At 63.1% G+C, this 16,115-nt stretch carries 15 protein-coding genes; 9 read left to right on the top strand and 6 right to left on the bottom strand.

Annotated features, from left to right (window positions below; genetic code table 11):
- Positions 1-89 precede the first annotated feature (89 nt).
- Positions 90-845: a methyl-accepting chemotaxis protein gene (locus ACS5Q8_RS10105; RefSeq protein ID WP_426101205.1), complete on the top strand. Its 756-nt coding sequence runs from the start codon at positions 90-92 to the stop codon at positions 843-845.
- A 71-nt stretch (positions 846-916) separates the two neighbouring features.
- On the opposite strand, the gene ACS5Q8_RS10100 is transcribed toward ACS5Q8_RS10105, so the two are convergent.
- The 3 genes from ACS5Q8_RS10100 to ACS5Q8_RS10090 are packed head-to-tail and all read right to left on the bottom strand — an operon-like array spanning position 917 to position 3,218.
- Positions 917-2,230: a sensor histidine kinase gene (locus tag ACS5Q8_RS10100; protein ID WP_276197372.1), complete on the bottom strand. Its 1,314-nt coding sequence runs from the start codon at positions 2,228-2,230 to the stop codon at positions 917-919.
- Complete coding sequence (locus ACS5Q8_RS10095; protein ID WP_276197371.1) at positions 2,227-2,895, bottom strand: response regulator transcription factor; 669 nt, start codon at positions 2,893-2,895, stop codon at positions 2,227-2,229. The genes ACS5Q8_RS10100 and ACS5Q8_RS10095 overlap by 4 nt, the downstream gene beginning before the upstream one ends.
- Positions 2,895-3,218, bottom strand: a complete 324-nt coding sequence (locus ACS5Q8_RS10090; protein ID WP_247407674.1) for a PepSY domain-containing protein — start codon at positions 3,216-3,218, stop codon at positions 2,895-2,897. The genes ACS5Q8_RS10095 and ACS5Q8_RS10090 overlap by 1 nt, the downstream gene beginning before the upstream one ends.
- A gap of 260 nt (positions 3,219-3,478) precedes the next feature.
- Here ACS5Q8_RS10090 and ACS5Q8_RS10085 point away from each other — a divergent pair, with 260 nt between their 5' ends.
- The 6 genes from ACS5Q8_RS10085 (at position 3,479) to codA (ending at position 9,572) form a co-directional block, all read left to right on the top strand.
- Positions 3,479-4,558 (top strand): patatin-like phospholipase domain-containing protein, encoded by a 1,080-nt coding sequence (locus ACS5Q8_RS10085; RefSeq protein WP_465160128.1) that lies wholly within the window; start codon positions 3,479-3,481, stop codon positions 4,556-4,558.
- A gap of 77 nt (positions 4,559-4,635) precedes the next feature.
- On the top strand, positions 4,636-4,992 hold the full coding sequence (queD, locus tag ACS5Q8_RS10080) for a 6-carboxytetrahydropterin synthase QueD (protein ID WP_201190933.1): 357 nt from the start codon (positions 4,636-4,638) through the stop codon (positions 4,990-4,992).
- 31 nt (positions 4,993-5,023) lie between these two features.
- The gene (locus ACS5Q8_RS10075; protein ID WP_426101033.1) at positions 5,024-5,647 is read left to right on the top strand and encodes an NUDIX hydrolase; all 624 of its coding nucleotides are present in this window, start codon (positions 5,024-5,026) and stop codon (positions 5,645-5,647) included.
- A gap of 191 nt (positions 5,648-5,838) precedes the next feature.
- On the top strand, positions 5,839-7,107 hold the full coding sequence (gene codB / locus ACS5Q8_RS10070; RefSeq protein ID WP_276197368.1) for a cytosine permease: 1,269 nt from the start codon (positions 5,839-5,841) through the stop codon (positions 7,105-7,107).
- Complete coding sequence (locus ACS5Q8_RS10065) at positions 7,104-8,309, top strand: PucR family transcriptional regulator (protein ID WP_276197367.1); 1,206 nt, start codon at positions 7,104-7,106, stop codon at positions 8,307-8,309. The genes codB and ACS5Q8_RS10065 overlap by 4 nt, the downstream gene beginning before the upstream one ends.
- A 27-nt stretch (positions 8,310-8,336) precedes the next feature.
- Positions 8,337-9,572, top strand: a complete 1,236-nt coding sequence (codA, locus tag ACS5Q8_RS10060; protein ID WP_276197366.1) for a cytosine deaminase — start codon at positions 8,337-8,339, stop codon at positions 9,570-9,572.
- A gap of 54 nt (positions 9,573-9,626) precedes the next feature.
- Here the strand turns inward: codA and ACS5Q8_RS10055 are convergent, their stop codons facing one another.
- Entirely contained in the window at positions 9,627-10,631 is a 1,005-nt protein-coding gene (locus ACS5Q8_RS10055; protein WP_465160359.1) for a diaminopimelate epimerase, read from the bottom strand.
- A gap of 352 nt (positions 10,632-10,983) precedes the next feature.
- On the opposite strand from ACS5Q8_RS10055, the gene ACS5Q8_RS10050 reads away from it, so the two are divergent.
- Positions 10,984-12,135, top strand: a complete 1,152-nt coding sequence (locus tag ACS5Q8_RS10050) for an MFS transporter (protein WP_276197365.1) — start codon at positions 10,984-10,986, stop codon at positions 12,133-12,135.
- Between the two features lie 98 nt (positions 12,136-12,233).
- Here ACS5Q8_RS10050 and ACS5Q8_RS10045 read toward each other — a convergent pair whose 3' ends face one another.
- Together ACS5Q8_RS10045 and ACS5Q8_RS10040 are read right to left on the bottom strand one after the other, a co-directional pair.
- Positions 12,234-12,518, bottom strand: coding sequence for a hypothetical protein (locus ACS5Q8_RS10045; protein WP_276197364.1), 285 nt, complete (start codon positions 12,516-12,518; stop codon positions 12,234-12,236).
- A gap of 171 nt (positions 12,519-12,689) precedes the next feature.
- Positions 12,690-13,523 (bottom strand): hypothetical protein, encoded by an 834-nt coding sequence (locus tag ACS5Q8_RS10040; protein WP_465160127.1) that lies wholly within the window; start codon positions 13,521-13,523, stop codon positions 12,690-12,692.
- Between the two features lie 656 nt (positions 13,524-14,179).
- Here ACS5Q8_RS10040 and ACS5Q8_RS10035 point away from each other — a divergent pair.
- Positions 14,180-16,006 carry a glycoside hydrolase family 15 protein gene (locus tag ACS5Q8_RS10035; RefSeq protein ID WP_276197362.1) on the top strand — a complete coding sequence of 609 codons (1,827 nt, stop codon included), beginning with the start codon at positions 14,180-14,182 and terminating at the stop codon, positions 16,004-16,006.
- Positions 16,007-16,115: the final 109 nt, after the last annotated feature.

Genomic DNA, 16,115 nt, shown 5'->3' with positions numbered 1-16,115 from the left:
CGATCATCGCCGAGGTCAAACGCTCGGTGCAGGACGCCCGTGGCACCGCCGACCAATCCGCCGCGATCGCCAGCGAGACCAGCGCCGGCATGGAACAGCAATACCGCCAGGTAGATCAGGTGGCCACCGCCTCCCATGAAATGAGCGCCACCGCCCAGGACGTCGCCCGCAGCGCGGCCCAGGCCGCCCAAGCCGCACGCGATGCGGACCAGGCCACCCGTGATGGCCTGAAAGTCATCGACCGCACCACCACTAACATCGGCCATCTGGCAGCGGACATGAGCACCGCCATGACCCAGGTTGAAGGCCTGGCGACCAACAGCGCGCAGATCGGCTCTGTGCTCGAAGTGATTCGCGGCATCGCCGAGCAGACCAACCTGCTGGCCCTCAACGCCGCCATCGAAGCCGCCCGCGCCGGTGAGGCCGGCCGTGGGTTTGCGGTGGTGGCCGACGAAGTGCGCAACCTCGCCCGACGAACCCAGGAATCGGTGGAAGAAACCCGCCTGGTGATCGAGCAACTGCAAAGCGGCACCACCGATGTGGTCGGCGCCATGGGCAACAGCTATCGCCAGGCCCAGGGCAGCGTCGAACAAGTCGGCGAGGCGGTCACCGCCCTACGCCAGATCGGCGAAGCGGTCACGGTGATCAGCGACATGAACCTGCAGATCGCCAGTGCCGCCGAAGAGCAAAGCGCGGTGGCCGAAGAGATCAACAGCAACGTGGCGACGATCCGCGATGTGACCGAGTCGCTGTCGGAGCAGGCCAACGAATCGGCGCGGGTCAGCCAGGCGTTGAACAGCCTGGCCAATCAGCAACAGCGGTTGATGGATCATTTCAAAGTGTGAGCGACCGACACCGCGCCTGAAGGAGATCCCATGTGGGAGGGGGCTTGCCCCTCCCCCATTTTTAACCGGCCCTAGCGTTTGGGCAGTTCGATCAGCACCTTGAGCCCGCCCAGTTCGCTTTCCTGCAACTGCAACACCCCGCCCCACACCTCGACGATATCGCGCACGATCCCCAGGCCCAGGCCGTGGCCGTCGATCTGTTCATCCAGGCGCGTGCCACGGCTGAACACCTGGTCACGCTGGGCCTCGGGAATGCCGGGGCCGTCGTCTTCCACCGCCAGCAGGTAACTGTGCGGCGTCTCGCTGACGCTCAGGCGCACCTCGGCATCCGCCCATTTGCAGGCGTTGTCCAGCAGGTTGCCGAGCAGCTCCAGCAAGTCTTCGCGATCCCAGGGCAATTGCAGATCTGGGGCGGCGTGGTGGCTCAAGTCCAGGTGGTCGCCGTGGACCATGTTCAGGGTCGCCAGCAAGCCCGGCAGCTCTTTCGCGCAATCAAACAAGGCGCCCGGCAGGGTTTCGCCGGCCAGGCGCGCGCGATTGAGTTCGCGGTTGAGGCGCTGTTGCACCTGTTCAAGCTGCTCGTGCAACAGCGTGCGCAAGTGCGGCTGATCCTTGAGCGCTTCGCTCGATGCCGCGCTCAACAGCACCGCCAGCGGGGTTTTCAGCGCGTGGCCAAGGTTGCCCAGGGCATTGCGTGAACGCTTGAGGCTGTCTTCGGTGTGGGCCAGCAGGTGATTGATCTGCGCCACCAGCGGCTCCAGCTCCTGCGGCACCTGGGTGTCGAGTTGCGAGCGCTGGCCCTGTTGCAACTGGGCGATCTGGTTGCGCGCAATTTCCAGCGGGCGCAACGCGCGACGGACCGTGACCCGTTGTAGGATCAACACCAGCAACAGGGCCGCCCCTCCCAGCACCAGGCCGATCTGACGCATCAGCCGAAAGCTTTCCCGCACGGGCGTGTAGTCCTGGGCCACGCTGATGGAAATCGATTGGCCGAAGCGCTTGTAGTCCGAGCGCAGTACCAACAGTTGCTGACGTTCCGGCCCCAGTTGCAGGTTGCCCTTGAGCCCGGCCTCGGGCAGGCGTGGCAGCTCTTGGTCCCACAATGAGCGGGAGCGCCAGTGGGTGTCGGCGAAATCGATACGAAAATAATGCCCCGAGAACGGCCGCTGATAGGCCGGCGACAAGCGTTGCTCGTCGAGTTGCACACCATTCGGCCCGCGCACCAGCGCGACCAGCAGGTTCTCGCTGTCGTTGCGCAAACCGGCTTCCAAATAGCGCTGCAAACCGGCTTCGAACAACCATAGGCTGGTTTGCGCCAGCACCACACCGACCACCACCATCACGCTGATCAGCCCCAGGCTCAGCTGCCGCTGGATCGACCTCATGCAGGACTGGCGCCAAACAGATACCCCTGGCCGCGCCGGGTTTCGATCACACTGCGGCCCAATTTCCGGCGCAGGTGGTTGACGTGGACTTCGAGCACATTGGAGTCGCGCTCGGTCTCGCCGTCATATAAGTGCTCGGCCAGATGGCTTTTCGAGAGGATCTGCTCCGGGTGCAGCATGAAATAGCGCAGCAGGCGGAACTCGGCGGCGGTCAGCTGGATTTCGTCGCCGTCGCGCAGCACGCATTGACGCCCTTCATCCAGGTGCAGGCCGGCCGCTTGCAAGGTCGGCTGGTTAGCCTGGCCGTGGGAGCGACGCAACAGCGCCTGGACGCGCAGGTGCAGCTCTTCGGGATGAAACGGTTTGCTCAGGTAATCGTCGGCCCCGGCCTTGAGCCCTTCGATGCGCTCGGCCCAGGAGTCGCGGGCGGTGAGGATCAGCACCGGGGTGGCCAGCGCGGCGGCGCGCCATTGCGCCAGCACCTCAAGCCCGGGCAAGCCGGGCAGGCCGAGGTCAAGGATGATCAAGTCATAGGGTTCGCTGCGGCCCTGGTACGCAGCATCGCGCCCATCGGCCAGCCAATCGACGGCATAGCCCTGGCGCTGCAGGCCGGCCAGCAGTTCATCGGCCAGCGGTACATTGTCTTCCACCAACAGCAGGCGCATCAGTCGTCTTCCTTATCTTTGAGCAACTCACCGGTGCTGGCGTCGAGCTCGATTTCGCGCACCACCCCTTCGACGGTCAGCAATTCGATTTCATAGATATAGCGCACCGGACGATCCTTGTGCTCTTCAAGCTCGGCATCCAGCAGTTTGGCGCCTGGGTAGCGCTCGAACGCAGGCCCCAGCAAGTGTTCCAGCGCGGCGATAACGCCCTTCTGGCGCAGGTGCAAGGCTTCGTCCTGACCAAGATCATGGGCCGACAGGCTTGAGCTGGTTAGCAGCAATACCAGCGCCACCTGACTGCACGCGCGTAGATTTACCTTCATTACGTGTCCTGATGTTCCTTGAGGGTGGCCCGGTTACGGGCGTGGCCCAAATAGGCAATGGGGCAATGATACGGGTGGAGAACAAAATCGTGAGGGTTTTCACGTAAGCCTCCATTTCCGGTTGAATGTCCTACACCGCACCAACGTAACCGTGGCAACTTAACTGAAACTGAATTGCCACCATGGCAATTCAAGCCAGCCGTTTTCCCTCATCGTGCAAGATTTTCTATACTGCCCTGCTCGCTTCAACAGAGACCGGTATGACAGCCATCCACATCAAGTTTCCCGCCCTGACACTCAAGGCCGGCAAGCGCGCCTTTGCGCGCATTCGAGAGCAAGGCCTCACGCCTGCCGATGTCGGTATCCTTCCCGGTGCGGCAGGCGGGCCCAAGGCCTTGGGCATTCAGGGCCTGGACCTGGCGCTGTTCGGCGACTGGCTGCCCCGCGCGCCGCGCGAACGTGCGCTGATCGGTGCCTCCATCGGTTCCTGGCGGTTTGCCAGCGCCTGCCTGCCCGACCCGGTGCAAGGCTTGCTCGACCTCGGCCGCCTGTACAACGAGCAACGCTTTGCCAAAGGCGTGACCATGGCCGAGGTCAGCCAGAGCTGCCGGCGCATGCTCGATGACCTGCTGGCTGGACGCGATGCGCGGGTGCTGGACAACCCCGACTATCGGCTGAACATCATGGTGGTCAAGAGCCACGGCCTGCTCGCCGACGATCACCGCGGGCGCCTGGGCCTGGGCTTGTCGTCGGTGATTGCCGACAACCTGCGCGGCCGCGCACGGCTGGCGCGGTATTTCGAACGGCTGATCATCCATGACCCACGCCAGGCGCCGCCAGTGCATGCGCTGCAGGATTTCCCGTCGCGCTTCCTCGACCTGAACCTGGGCAACCTGCGCCAGGCGCTGCTGGCGTCCGGCTCGATCCCCATGGTGATGCAAGGCGTGCGCGACCTGCCTGGCGCTGGCGCGGGCACCTACCGCGACGGCGGCCTGCTGGATTACCACCTCGACCTGCCCTACCACGGCGATGACATCGTGCTGTACCCGCACTTCACCGACCGCGTCATCCCCGGCTGGTTCGACAAGGGCCTGCCGTGGCGACGCAGCAATCAACAAGGCTTGCAGGACGTGTTGCTGCTGGCACCGTCGAAGGACTACCTGGCCCGCCTGCCCCACGGCAAACTGCCGGACCGCAGCGACTTCAAGCGCTTTCTGGGCGATGACGCGAGTCGCAACAAGTACTGGCAAACCGCAATGAGCGAGAGCCGGCGCCTGGGCGATGAGTTTCTGCAACTGGCCGACCAGGGTGGCCTGGGCGAGCGCTTGCAGGCGCTTTGACCCAGCGGTATGCGCGAGGCGCGATGTAGCTGTTAAACTCGCCGCCTGCCAGAAACCTGACCGAGCTGAAAAATACTGTGGAAATCTTCAAGGAATTTACATTCGAATCCGCCCACCGCCTGCCCCACGTGCCAGACGGCCACAAGTGCGGGCGCCTGCATGGGCATTCGTTCAAGGTGGCGATCCACCTGAGCGGCGACCTGGACCCCCATACCGGCTGGATTCGCGACTTCTCGGAGATCAAGGCGATTTTCAAGCCGCTCTATGAACGCCTCGACCACAACTACCTGAACGACATCCCCGGCCTGGAAAACCCCACCAGCGAAGTACTGGCCAAGTGGATCTGGACCGAATTGAAACCCCTGCTGCCCGAACTCAGCGCGATTCGCATCCATGAAACCTGCACCAGCGGCTGCATCTATCACGGCGAGTAAACCTCACGTCAACGCCCTGTCGGAGCGCCCTATGGAAAACACCTGGCTGGCCCAGGCCAAACGCTTACAGGCATTGGCTTCCACGGGGCTGCATTTTTGCACCGACGACTTCGAACGCGAGCGCCTGGAGGAAATTGCCGAGATCGCCCACAGCATGCTCGCGCAATTGGGCAATGTGCCGCTGGAGCGCATCACCGGGCTGGTCTCGGATTTCGCCCAGCGCTACTCGACGCCGATGATCGATGTACGCGGCGCGGTGATCGACGGCGAGCGCATTCTGCTGGTGCGCGAGGCGACCGATGGTTGCTGGGCGCTGCCGGGGGGTTATGCCGATATCGGTTTGTCGGCGGCGGAAAACATCATCAAGGAAATCCGCGAGGAAGCTGGGCTGACGGTGACGGCGCGGGCGCTCTATAGCGTCACGCACAAGGCCAAGGGCTTGTACCGCGCAGATGTGCGGGACTTCTACAAACTGTATTTCCTGTGTGAACGGGTCGACCAACTGGCGCCGACGGCCGGGTTCGAAACCACCGAGGTGGGGTTTTTCGCCCTCGACAACCTGCCGCCGCTGTCCCGTGGGCGCACCATCGAAAGTGATCTTGAGGCGGCCTTTGCGTTTCATCGCGGCGAGACCACGCAGACGCTGTTCGACTGATCCAATGTGTATCACCGCTGCACCGCTTTCGTGCCCGATTGGGCACCGCGACCACTCCCGCCCGTGCTCCGCCCCTGTTTGGCGATAAAACCTGTGCACACTGCACAACGCCCACCGTGCGCCCGTCACTGCTGCTCAATTGGCACGCGCGGTGCAACAGGCCTGCGTCACTCATTCAGGGAGCAAGGCACATGACGCAGCAAGAACCAGGTAACGATTACCCCCTCAGCGAAGTCCCGATGCATGCGCGCAAGGGCCTGGCGTCCACCGCCATGGTGCTGCTGGGCTTTACCTTTTTTACCGCAACCATGTTTGCCGGCGGCAAGCTGGGCGTGGCGTTCAGTTTCGTCGACATGCTCGGCGTCGTGGCCTTGGGTAACCTGCTGTTGGGCATTTATGCCGCAGGCTTGGGTTACATCGCATTCAAGAGCGGCCTGAACTCGGTGTTGATGGGGCGCTTCTGTTTTGGCGAAGTCGGCAGCAAGCTCAGTGATTTGATCCTCGGTTTCACCCAGATCGGCTGGTACGCCTGGGGCACCGCTACGGCCGCCGTGGTGTTGGGCAAATATTTCGAGCTGAGCCAGGGCAACGTGCTGGCGCTGATGGTGGTGTTTGGCCTGCTGTTCTGCGCCACGGCCTACGTGGGGTATCGCGGGCTGGAGATTTTGTCCTACATCGCCGTGCCGGCCATGGGCATTCTGTTGTGCCTGTCGATGTGGGTCGCCACGGTGAAAGTCGGCGGGCTGCAGGGGTTGCTGGCGGTGGTGCCAACGTCAGAGCTGGACTTGTCGACGGCGATCACGTTGGTGTTCGGCACCTTTGTCAGCGGCGCGACCCAGGCGACCAACTGGACGCGTTTTTCCCGCTCGGCCAAGGTCGCGGTGCTCGCCAGCCTGATCGGTTTCTTTGTCGGCAACGGCTTGATGGTGCTGATCGGGGCCTATGGCGCCATCGTCTATCAACAACCCGACGTGGTGGAGGTGTTGCTGCTGCAAGGCTTTGCCATGGCCGCGATGGCCATGTTGCTGCTCAATATCTGGAGCACTCAGGACAACACCATCTACAACTTCGCCGTGGCCGGTTGCAACCTGCTGCGCACCCGCCGCCGCAAGACAGTCACCCTGGCCGGTGCGGTGATCGGCACGCTGCTGGCGTTGCTCGGCATGTACGACATGCTGGTGCCGTACCTGATCCTGCTGGGCACGGTGATTCCACCGATTGGCGGGGTGATCATGGCGGACTTCTTCTATCGCTATCGCGGCCACTACCCGCGCCTGGCCGATGCGCGCCTGCCCGCGTTCAACTGGCCGGGGCTGACGGCCTACGCCGTGGGCACCGTACTGGCGTTCAATTCGCCCTGGGTGGCACCGTTGGTGGGGATCGTGGCCGCGTCGCTGACCTACATGGCGCTCACCGCCGTACTGCGCGGGCGGACAGCGTTGGCTGACGCACAGGCATGAGCCTGACCATCGCCGATGTGCTCGCCCTGCCGGGGCTCGAGTCTCTGTGCCTGCGCGCCGGGGCGGCGGGTCTGGAGAATGCCGTGCGCTGGCCGTATGTCGCGGAAAACAGTGGCATCGCCGAGTGGGTGCTGGGCGGCGAACTGGTGTTCGTCACCGGTATCAATCACCCACGGGACGAGGCCAACTTGCTGCAACTGCTGGAGGAAGCCTGCCTGCGTCAGGTGGCCGGGTTGGTGATTCTCACCGGGCCGGCCTATATCCAGGCGATTCCCCAGCGCTTGCTGGAGGCGGCCGAAGCCGCCGACATGCCGCTGATCGAACAGCCTTACTCGCTGAAAATGGTGCTGGTGACCCAGGCGATCGGTTCAGCGTTGATCCATTCGGAGCAATTGGGCCGCTCGCGGCACGATGTGCTGGAGCGGTTGCTGGCCGGTGACTATCAATCATTGGATCTGCTGCTGCACCGCGCCGCACAGTTGGGTATGCCCCTGGCCGGCCAGTGGCAAATCGTGCAGTTGCAGTTGGAGGGCAGCGACGCGTTATTTACCCAGGGTGAGGCCGCGTACATGGAAGCGCAGTTGGCTCGGCAACACGACAGCATTACCCGGCGCTTGCGGCAGTTGTCGGCCTCGGTGCCGGTACTCGGGCGAGCCGGGCAATGGACGTTGCTGCTGCCGGCCGCCGATGCCGTCGCGGCGCTGGCTAACCGTGAGCAACTGGCCGGTTGGTTGAAGCCGCTGAACCTGCGCCTGGCGCCGCTGAAACTGTTTATCGGCCTGAGCGCCGCCGCCCACCCGCCCGCGCGCCTGGCCCAGGCTCAGGATGAAGCGCGCCAGGCGTTGGCCGCTGCGCGGCGCTTCAGCGAGCGCGCCGGGCTGTGCGTGTATGACGAACTCGGCGTATTGAAGCTGCTCAGCGGCGTGCGCGATCGCGCGCTGCTCGACCAGTTTCTCAATGAACGCCTGGGCCCGCTGCTACGTCACGACCTGCACCATGGGCCGAGCCTGATGCCGACCCTCGAAGCCTGGTTCCACGAGAATGGTAACCTTGTGGCTGCCGCCCAGCGCCTGGCCGTACACCGCAATACCCTGACGCACCGCGTCCAGCGCATCGAGGCCCTGTGCGGGCTGAAGCTGGATGATTCATATGACCGCCTGGACATCGGCATCGCGCTGATGATCTGGCGGCTGTCAGCCTGATTGTTTTTAGCCAAGAGGAACTTGCCCATGCACATCATCAACGCCCGCCTGCGCAACCGTGAAGGCCTGCATGATCTGCACCTGGAACACGGCCGGATCGCCAGCATCACACCGCAAACCACAGCGCCCACGGCAGCGCCCGACGACCTGGACGCCGCCGGCAACCTGGTGATACCGCCCTTCGTCGAACCGCACATCCACCTCGACGCCACCCTCACCGCCGGCGAACCGCGCTGGAACATGAGCGGCACCCTGTTCGAAGGGATCGAGTGCTGGGGCGAACGCAAAGCCACCATCACCCACGAAGACACCAAGGCCCGCGCCAAAAAAACCATCCAGGCCCTCGCCGCCCATGGCATCCAGCATGTGCGCACCCACGTCGACGTCACCGACCCGAACCTCACCGCACTCAAAGCCATGCTCGAAGTGCGCGAAGACAGTACGCACCTGATCGACCTGCAAATCGTCGCCTTTCCCCAGGAGGGCATCGAGTCGTACCGCAACGGCCGCGAGCTGATGGAGGAAGCCATTCGCCTGGGCGCCGACGTGATCGGCGGCATCCCTCACTTTGAATACACCCGCGACCAGGGCGTGAGTTCGGTGAAGTTCCTGATGGACCTGGCCGAACGCAGCGGTTGCCTGGTGGACGTTCACTGCGACGAAACTGACGACCCGCACTCGCGCTTCCTCGAAGTGCTGGCCGAAGAAGCCCGCAGCCGCGGCATGGGCGCCCGCGTCACCGCCAGCCACACCACGGCCATGGGCTCCTACGACAACGCCTACTGCGCCAAACTGTTCCGCCTGCTCGGGCATTCGGGTATCAGCTTTGTCTCCTGCCCCACCGAAAGCATTCACCTGCAAGGGCGCTTCGACAGCTTCCCGAAACGGCGCGGCGTGACCCGCGTCAACGAGCTGCTGGAAGCCGGCATGAACGTGTGCTTCGGCCAGGACTCCATCGTCGATCCGTGGTACCCCCTGGGCAACGGCAACATCCTGCGGGTGCTCGAAGCCGGGTTGCACATCTGCCACATGCTCGGTTACCGCAACCTGCAAAGCGCGCTGGACCTGGTCACGGACAACAGCGCCAAGGCCATGGCCCTCGGTGATCGCTACGGCCTGGAGCCCGGCCGGCCGGCCAACCTGTTGATCCTTTCGGCAGACAGCGACTACGAGGTGATTCGCAGCCAGGGCCAGGCGCTGTACTCGATCCGCAACGGCAAGGTATTGATGAAGCGCCAGCCGGCGCAGGTAGAGTTTTTGTAGATCGCGGGGGGCCGACGATCGAATCGAGTACGCGGTGTTTGCGACTCGAATCGATCAGCCGCGCGGCCCTGCCTCGATCTGCGGCCGTGCAGCCCCGAACAGGCTGACGCTCAGCACTGTCTCAGCCTGGGTCTGCAGCCGAACCGGCACCGTACCGCCCGGCATCACCACCGCGACCTCCGCGCCCTCGACCCAACCCGCGCGCCACGCCGCGCACGCCACCGCACAGGCGCTGGTCCCGGAGGATGCCGTCGGCCCCTCTCCCCGCTCGAATACCCGCGCGAGTACTCGATTACCGGACGCCCGGGCGGCCCATTGCAAATTGACCCCGGCCACGCAGGGCTGGCCACGCCCGGCAGGTGGCGCAAACGCAATCGCCTGCAATGACTCGAACAGCGCGGGCTGGTGCATCGGCTGATTGTCCGGCAGTGCAGCGGCCTGCGTCACCAACGTCACACAATGGGGGTTGCCCACCCGGACAAACTGGCTGCGCGTCCATTGCAGGTTGATTGCCGCCAGCGCGGGCACATGGCTGAACGCACAACCCTGGGCGACAAGCGGGTCTACGCCCACCGCGCCGACCGCCAGCGGGCCGAACGCCGGCTGCCCCAAGGCCAGCCAGAACCCGCGAACCTGCTCGTACAGCGCCGGCTCTACAAAAGTCGCCAGCGGCGACCTCGCATCCTGTTTGTCGTGATGCACCCGTAGCTCGCAGCCCTGCGTCATCAAACCCTGATCGCTCAGCGCCTGGGCAAAGATGGTCAGACCATTGCCACTGCGTTCCGCGAGAGAGCCGTCCGTGTTGACGATCAACAGATCAAACGGCGGCGCCGCCTGAAACGGTCCCACCAACAACCCATCACACCGGTGCGCCTTGGCACCGGCCGGACGCGGCGAAGGCCCCCAGCCACATTCGGCGGCAATCGCCGGCAGTGCCCACGCGTCCCGCCTGCTCGCCGCGAGGGCCGCATTGTCGGGCACCTCGACACCGTGGCGGCGCAAACAGGCCGGGCTGACTACTCCATAGATGTTGCCGCGGGCATCGTAGAACCGGGTCATGTTGTCGCCTGCCTGAAAGTCCTTCATCGCTTCGTCCGTCAAGTCACCAGCACACAGAAGCAGCAGCGTATTACAGAACGGTCGACGTGTGGGAAGTGGTCTGGAAGGTGCGTCATCCACCGCAAGAGGCCTGGGGTTCAGCAATTCTCACGGGGATTACGCACCTTCCAGAACACCTCCTACAGCGCGATGACCTCTAAGTGGCTGCAAGCGTCCAGAGCGTTCCGTGATGGAAAAAATAAAATCCGCAGTCGGCGTGAACCCCGCGCGAACCTGGCTCGCTCGCTGGGGCTTGATGTGCAAGGATGTCGCGCCGGACATCGTTCGCTGAACGCAAAACCAAGGATTTTCCATGACTGCCATCCCCACCCCAGCGCCCGTGGTTCCCGGGCGGCTGGAGCAAATGTCGACCCGTATCGCCTTCTTCATCGCCGGCTTCAGCATCGCTGCCTGGGCACCGCTGGTGCCGTATGCCAAGGCCCGCGCCCAACTCAACGAGGGCACCCTGGGCCTGTTGCTGTTGTGCCTGGGCGTCGGGTCAATCATCGCCATGCCGATGGCCGGCGCACTGGCCTCTCGTTATGGTTGCCGGCGCGTACTGAGCGCCGGGACGATCCTGCTCTGTCTGGCCCTGCCCATGCTGGCCACCGTCAGTTCGATCCCGTTGCTGATCGCCGCTCTGTTCCTGTTCGGCGCGGGCCTGGGCACGGTTGATTCCACGGTCAACCTGCAAGCGGTGATCGTTGAGCGCGCCAGCGGCAAAACCATGATGTCGGGCTTCCATGGGTTGTTCAGCCTGGGCGGCATCGTCGGCGCAGCGGGGGTCTCCGGGCTGCTGGGGTTGGGGTTTTCGCCGCTGCAGGCGACGCTGGTGGTGATCATCATCATGGCGCTGGCGCTGCTCAAGGCCGGCCCGCATTTGTTGCCCTACGGCAGTGAAAGCTCAGGGCCGCCGTTCGCCATTCCCCATGGCGTGGTGCTGTTTATCGGTTGCTTGTGTTTTATCGTATTTTTGGCCGAAGGCGCCGTGCTCGACTGGAGTGCAGTGTTCCTCAGCGCTGAACGCGGCCTGGATGAAGCCTATGCCGGCCTGGGTTATGCGGCCTTTGCCCTGACCATGACCGCCGGGCGCCTGAGCGGTGACCGGATTGTCCGTCGACTGGGGGCTGCGCGGGTGATCGTCGCAGGCGGGGCGCTGGCGGCGGCCGGGATCTTCCTCGCCACCCTGTCGCCAGCCTGGGAAATGTCTCTGCTGGGCTACGCATTGGTCGGCGCCGGCTGCTCAAATATCGTCCCGGTGCTCTACTCCGCGGTCGGCAAACAGACCGTCATGCCGGAACACATTGCCGTGCCGGCCATCACCACCCTCGGGTATGCCGGCATTCTGGCCGGGCCTGCGGTGATCGGCTTCATTGCCCATGGGAGCAGCCTGGCGACCGCCTTCCTGCTGATCGGGGGATTGCTGGCCGCGGTGGCGGTCAGCGGCAAAATACTGCGGGTCTGAACAAAAGACATGAGCGGCCTGAATCCTTCAAGTAGCTCATGCACGCCTGATCGCTTTTTCTCTGCCTTATCGTTTTCCCAGGCAGCACGTTACAACGGCTAGCCTAAATGCCGGTCGGCGTCATTGGCGGGACGACAGGACAACTTGCTCCATAAACCGGCGAGCGTTGAAAGCACAGGGCTGGACACCGGTTCTTCCATGAACGCTCGAGAACCTTTATCGAAATCTTCGGCAGTGGGCGCCCTGAAGCTGAACTTCGGCGACGACGTGAGGTTGAGCGCCTGCGAACGGGATTTGCTTTGGGCTCCTGCTTCCCGTGCAGGAATCGCCAAGGTCGCAACAGTGTACTGGGAGGGTTGAGATTCAAATGATGTCGGATTCATCGTCCACACCTGATTCGGTAGATGAAGACACCGATAGCCATTCAACGGCTGACGGCAATGTCCTCGTGGTAAAACCTCGCAAGCGGTTCCTGCCTGGTTGAAGTGGTGCTTCCTGCTCAACACGCTTGCCAACCTATGCCGCGGGTGACGCGGCATTCGGCTGTGCCAGAGTTAACGCAGTTGTTGCAGCAGTTGCAGCAATTCGCGTCGCGAAACCTTGCCGTCACGCTGCCACTCGTCAACATTATCCATCCGCCCCTGCAGAATCGAACGGGACATGACTTCCTTGACCAATTCGATGAGATGGTCAGTGGCCGGATTGCCCGTCAACGGTTGCTTCGCAAGTTCTTCGAGTTTGTCGAGCGTGATGCTGTTGCCCCGGCCTTTCCTCTTCAACTCTTCGAAATGGCCGAGCATTTCTTTGACCAGTTCTTTGTCATCTTTGAGTTTAAAGGGGTTATCGGAACGAATGACGCTCAGAATATCCTCCCTGGACAAGCGGCCATCCGAAGCACCGGTACTCATGTTTCGATCGAGCGCCCGAATCAGATCGGGACGCCGCAGCAGTTCCTTCGCCAGACGAACATTGGCGTCCACCGGCAATTGATCTGCCATCTTTTGCAGGCTTTCGCGCGTGACTTGCCGCGAATACTGTCCACCCTTGAACGCGCCATAATTGGTCAGCAGCGCCTGGGCCAGTTGTTGGTTGCTTAGCTTCGAATAATACGGGTCCGGCCGCTCGGGAGTCGGGCGCGGAGGGGGGCCTGGGTTCGGGCACACACCATCAGGCAGCGGACGTGGCGGCGGCCCCGGGTTAAAATGACCGTGGCCAAGGTGCGGGCGTGACGGCGCGCTGCCGAATGCCGAGCCGAAGTGATACGAATCCCAGAACAAGCTCTGGCTGGCAGACGAGGTCGTAGACCGCTCGGCATTGGACATGGAGCCTCTGAGAGACTTCTCATCAGAGGAATGAGCGACAGACTGATGGAATACTGATACCGACATTTAGTTCTCCAGTTCGGTTTGATCAGACGCGTTACCTCACCGTCCCAGCCGCCCGACGATCAACAAATCGTGAAGGAAACCAGCGGAAGCAGGCTTATCCTGTGTGGCAGAACTGTGGGAGTCGGTTCCTGAGAGAGCTGAAAGTTTCCAACTGCCGGGTAGGAAGAGCATCTGCCGGGATAAGGAACTCATCCCCCTCCCAAGCGATTTCGGCGCAACCCGCACCGTCGCCGCCCGACCCGGTCAGGCAGCGCAAAAGTGCCTAGGCTCAGAAATCTGAACAATCAGCGTGGCTGGGTAAATGACGTTGCCGAACGGGATACGTGAGCTCGAAGAGCTTCTACCTCAAAGCACACCGAGCCGGGCTCTGACCGGCGACAGAGTGTAGGAGATACCCTCCGGCTCGCCGGGGGTAGGCGTAAAAGCTCAGTCATCAAGCGCGCGCTCAATCGGCGAATGCCAGCCGGCTGGGCTGACGGGCTTTTTTACGTGAACTTGTGCGGCGCCTTGCCAGTCAGCTAACTGAACGCAACTCAAAGGTGGGTAGCTGATGCATCTCTCGCTGGAGCAACAAGTCGCTCAGGTCACCGCTGCCCGTTCCGGCAGCACCTTGTTTGTCGAGGGCGGCTTGCGCCTTTTCCCGGAGTATCGCGGCAATGGTTGATTTCAAGAACGAGCCTCAGAGCGCCATCGATGCCCACGGCATCATCGGCGACATGCGCAGTGCCGCATTGGTGAACGACAAGGGCAGCATCGACTTTTTCTGCTGGCCGGAATTCGACAGCCCCTCGATTTTCTGCGCGCTGCTCGACACCCCCGACGCCGGCATTTTCCAGCTGACGCCGGACCTGCCCAACGCCCGCCGCGAGCAGATCTACCTGCCTGACACCAACGTGCTGCAAACCCGCTGGCTCAGCGATGACGCCGTGGTGGAAATCACTGACTTTTTGACCATCAGTGAGGAGGTCGACGACCTGCCCCTGTTGATTCGCCGCGTGCGTGCGGTCAGCGGCCGGGTGACGATTCACCTGCGCTGCGCCGTGCGTCACGACTATGCGCGCACGCCCACCCACGCCAGCCTCGACAACGGCACCGTGTGTTTCGCCGCCGACGGCCAGCCCGGCCTGCGCCTGTCGAGCAGCCACCCCATGCAGATCGACGACAACGCCGCAGTGGCCAGCTTCGTCCTGGCCCAGGAAGAAGGCGCCGAATTCGTCCTCGGCGGGCAAGACGACCCGCGCGTCGACAGCCGTTGCACCGACCTGGCGCTGGCGCATAGCTTGAAATTCTGGCGTGGCTGGATCGCGCAATCGAACTACCGTGGGCGCTGGCGCGAAATGGTCAACCGCTCGGCCCTGGCGCTGAAACTTTTGACCTCGCGCAAACATGGCGCGATCATCGCCGCCGCCACCTTCGGCCTGCCGGAATCGCCCGGCGGCGAGCGCAACTGGGACTACCGCTACACCTGGATCCGCGACGCCTCGTTCACCGTCTACGCCTTCATGCGCCTGGGTTTTGTCGAAGAAGCCAATCACTACATGCGCTGGCTCAGAGGCCGGGTCAGCGACTGCTGCGACCAGCCCGCCAAGATCAACATCCTGTATGGCATCGACGGCCGCCAGGAACTGCCGGAAGCCCAACTGACGCACTTGCGCGGGCATGGCGGCGCGACGCCGGTGCGTATCGGCAACGAGGCGTTCGACCAGGTTCAACTGGACATCTACGGCGAGTTGATGGACGCGGTTTACCTGGTCAACAAATACGGCGAAGCCATTTCCCACGAAGGCTGGAAACACACGGTAGAACTCGCGGATCAGGTCTGCGATATCTGGAACCGCAAAGACGTGGGTATCTGGGAAATGCGCGGCGAGCAGCATCACTTCCTGCACTCGCGGCTGATGTGCTGGGTCGCGCTGGACCGTGCGATTCGCCTGGCGTCCAAGCGCTCGTTGCCGGCGCCGTTCGCGCGCTGGGACCAGACGCGCCAGGCGATCTACGCGGATATCTGGGGTAACTTCTGGAACGAAGAACGCGGGCACTTTGTGCAGCATACCGGCAGCACCGCGCTGGACGGATCGATGCTGCTCATGCCGCTGGTGCGCTTCGTCGCCGCCACCGATCCGCGCTGGCTCTCGACCCTCGCAGCGATCCAGAAAAGCCTGGTGCGCGACGGCATGGTCTATCGCTATCGCAACGACGACAGCCAGATCGACGGCCTGCAAGGCACCGAAGGCGCGTTTGCCGCCTGCTCGTTCTGGTACGTCGAATGCCTGGCCCGCGCCGGGCAGGTGGAAAAGGCGCATCTGGAGTTTGAACAGTTGCTGCGGTATGCCAACCCGCTGGGGTTGTACGCCGAAGAGTTCGACAACCAGGCGCGGCACTTGGGCAATATGCCTCAGGCATTGAGCCATTTGGCGCTGATCAGCGCGGCGACGTTTCTGGACCGCAAATTGAGCGGCGAGAAGACGGTGTGGCAACCTTGAACACCACCCGTCGAGGCCGTGACGGCGGTGAGTCAGCCAACCTGAATGCAGGACACACTTGATCCTCGACGCTCTCAGACTTGTGGCTTTAGCGGATCGGCATTAGTTT

It is taken from the genome of Pseudomonas sp. PAMC25584 (genome assembly GCF_058135675.1).
This window is presented reverse-complemented; position numbering and strand designations above follow the sequence as displayed.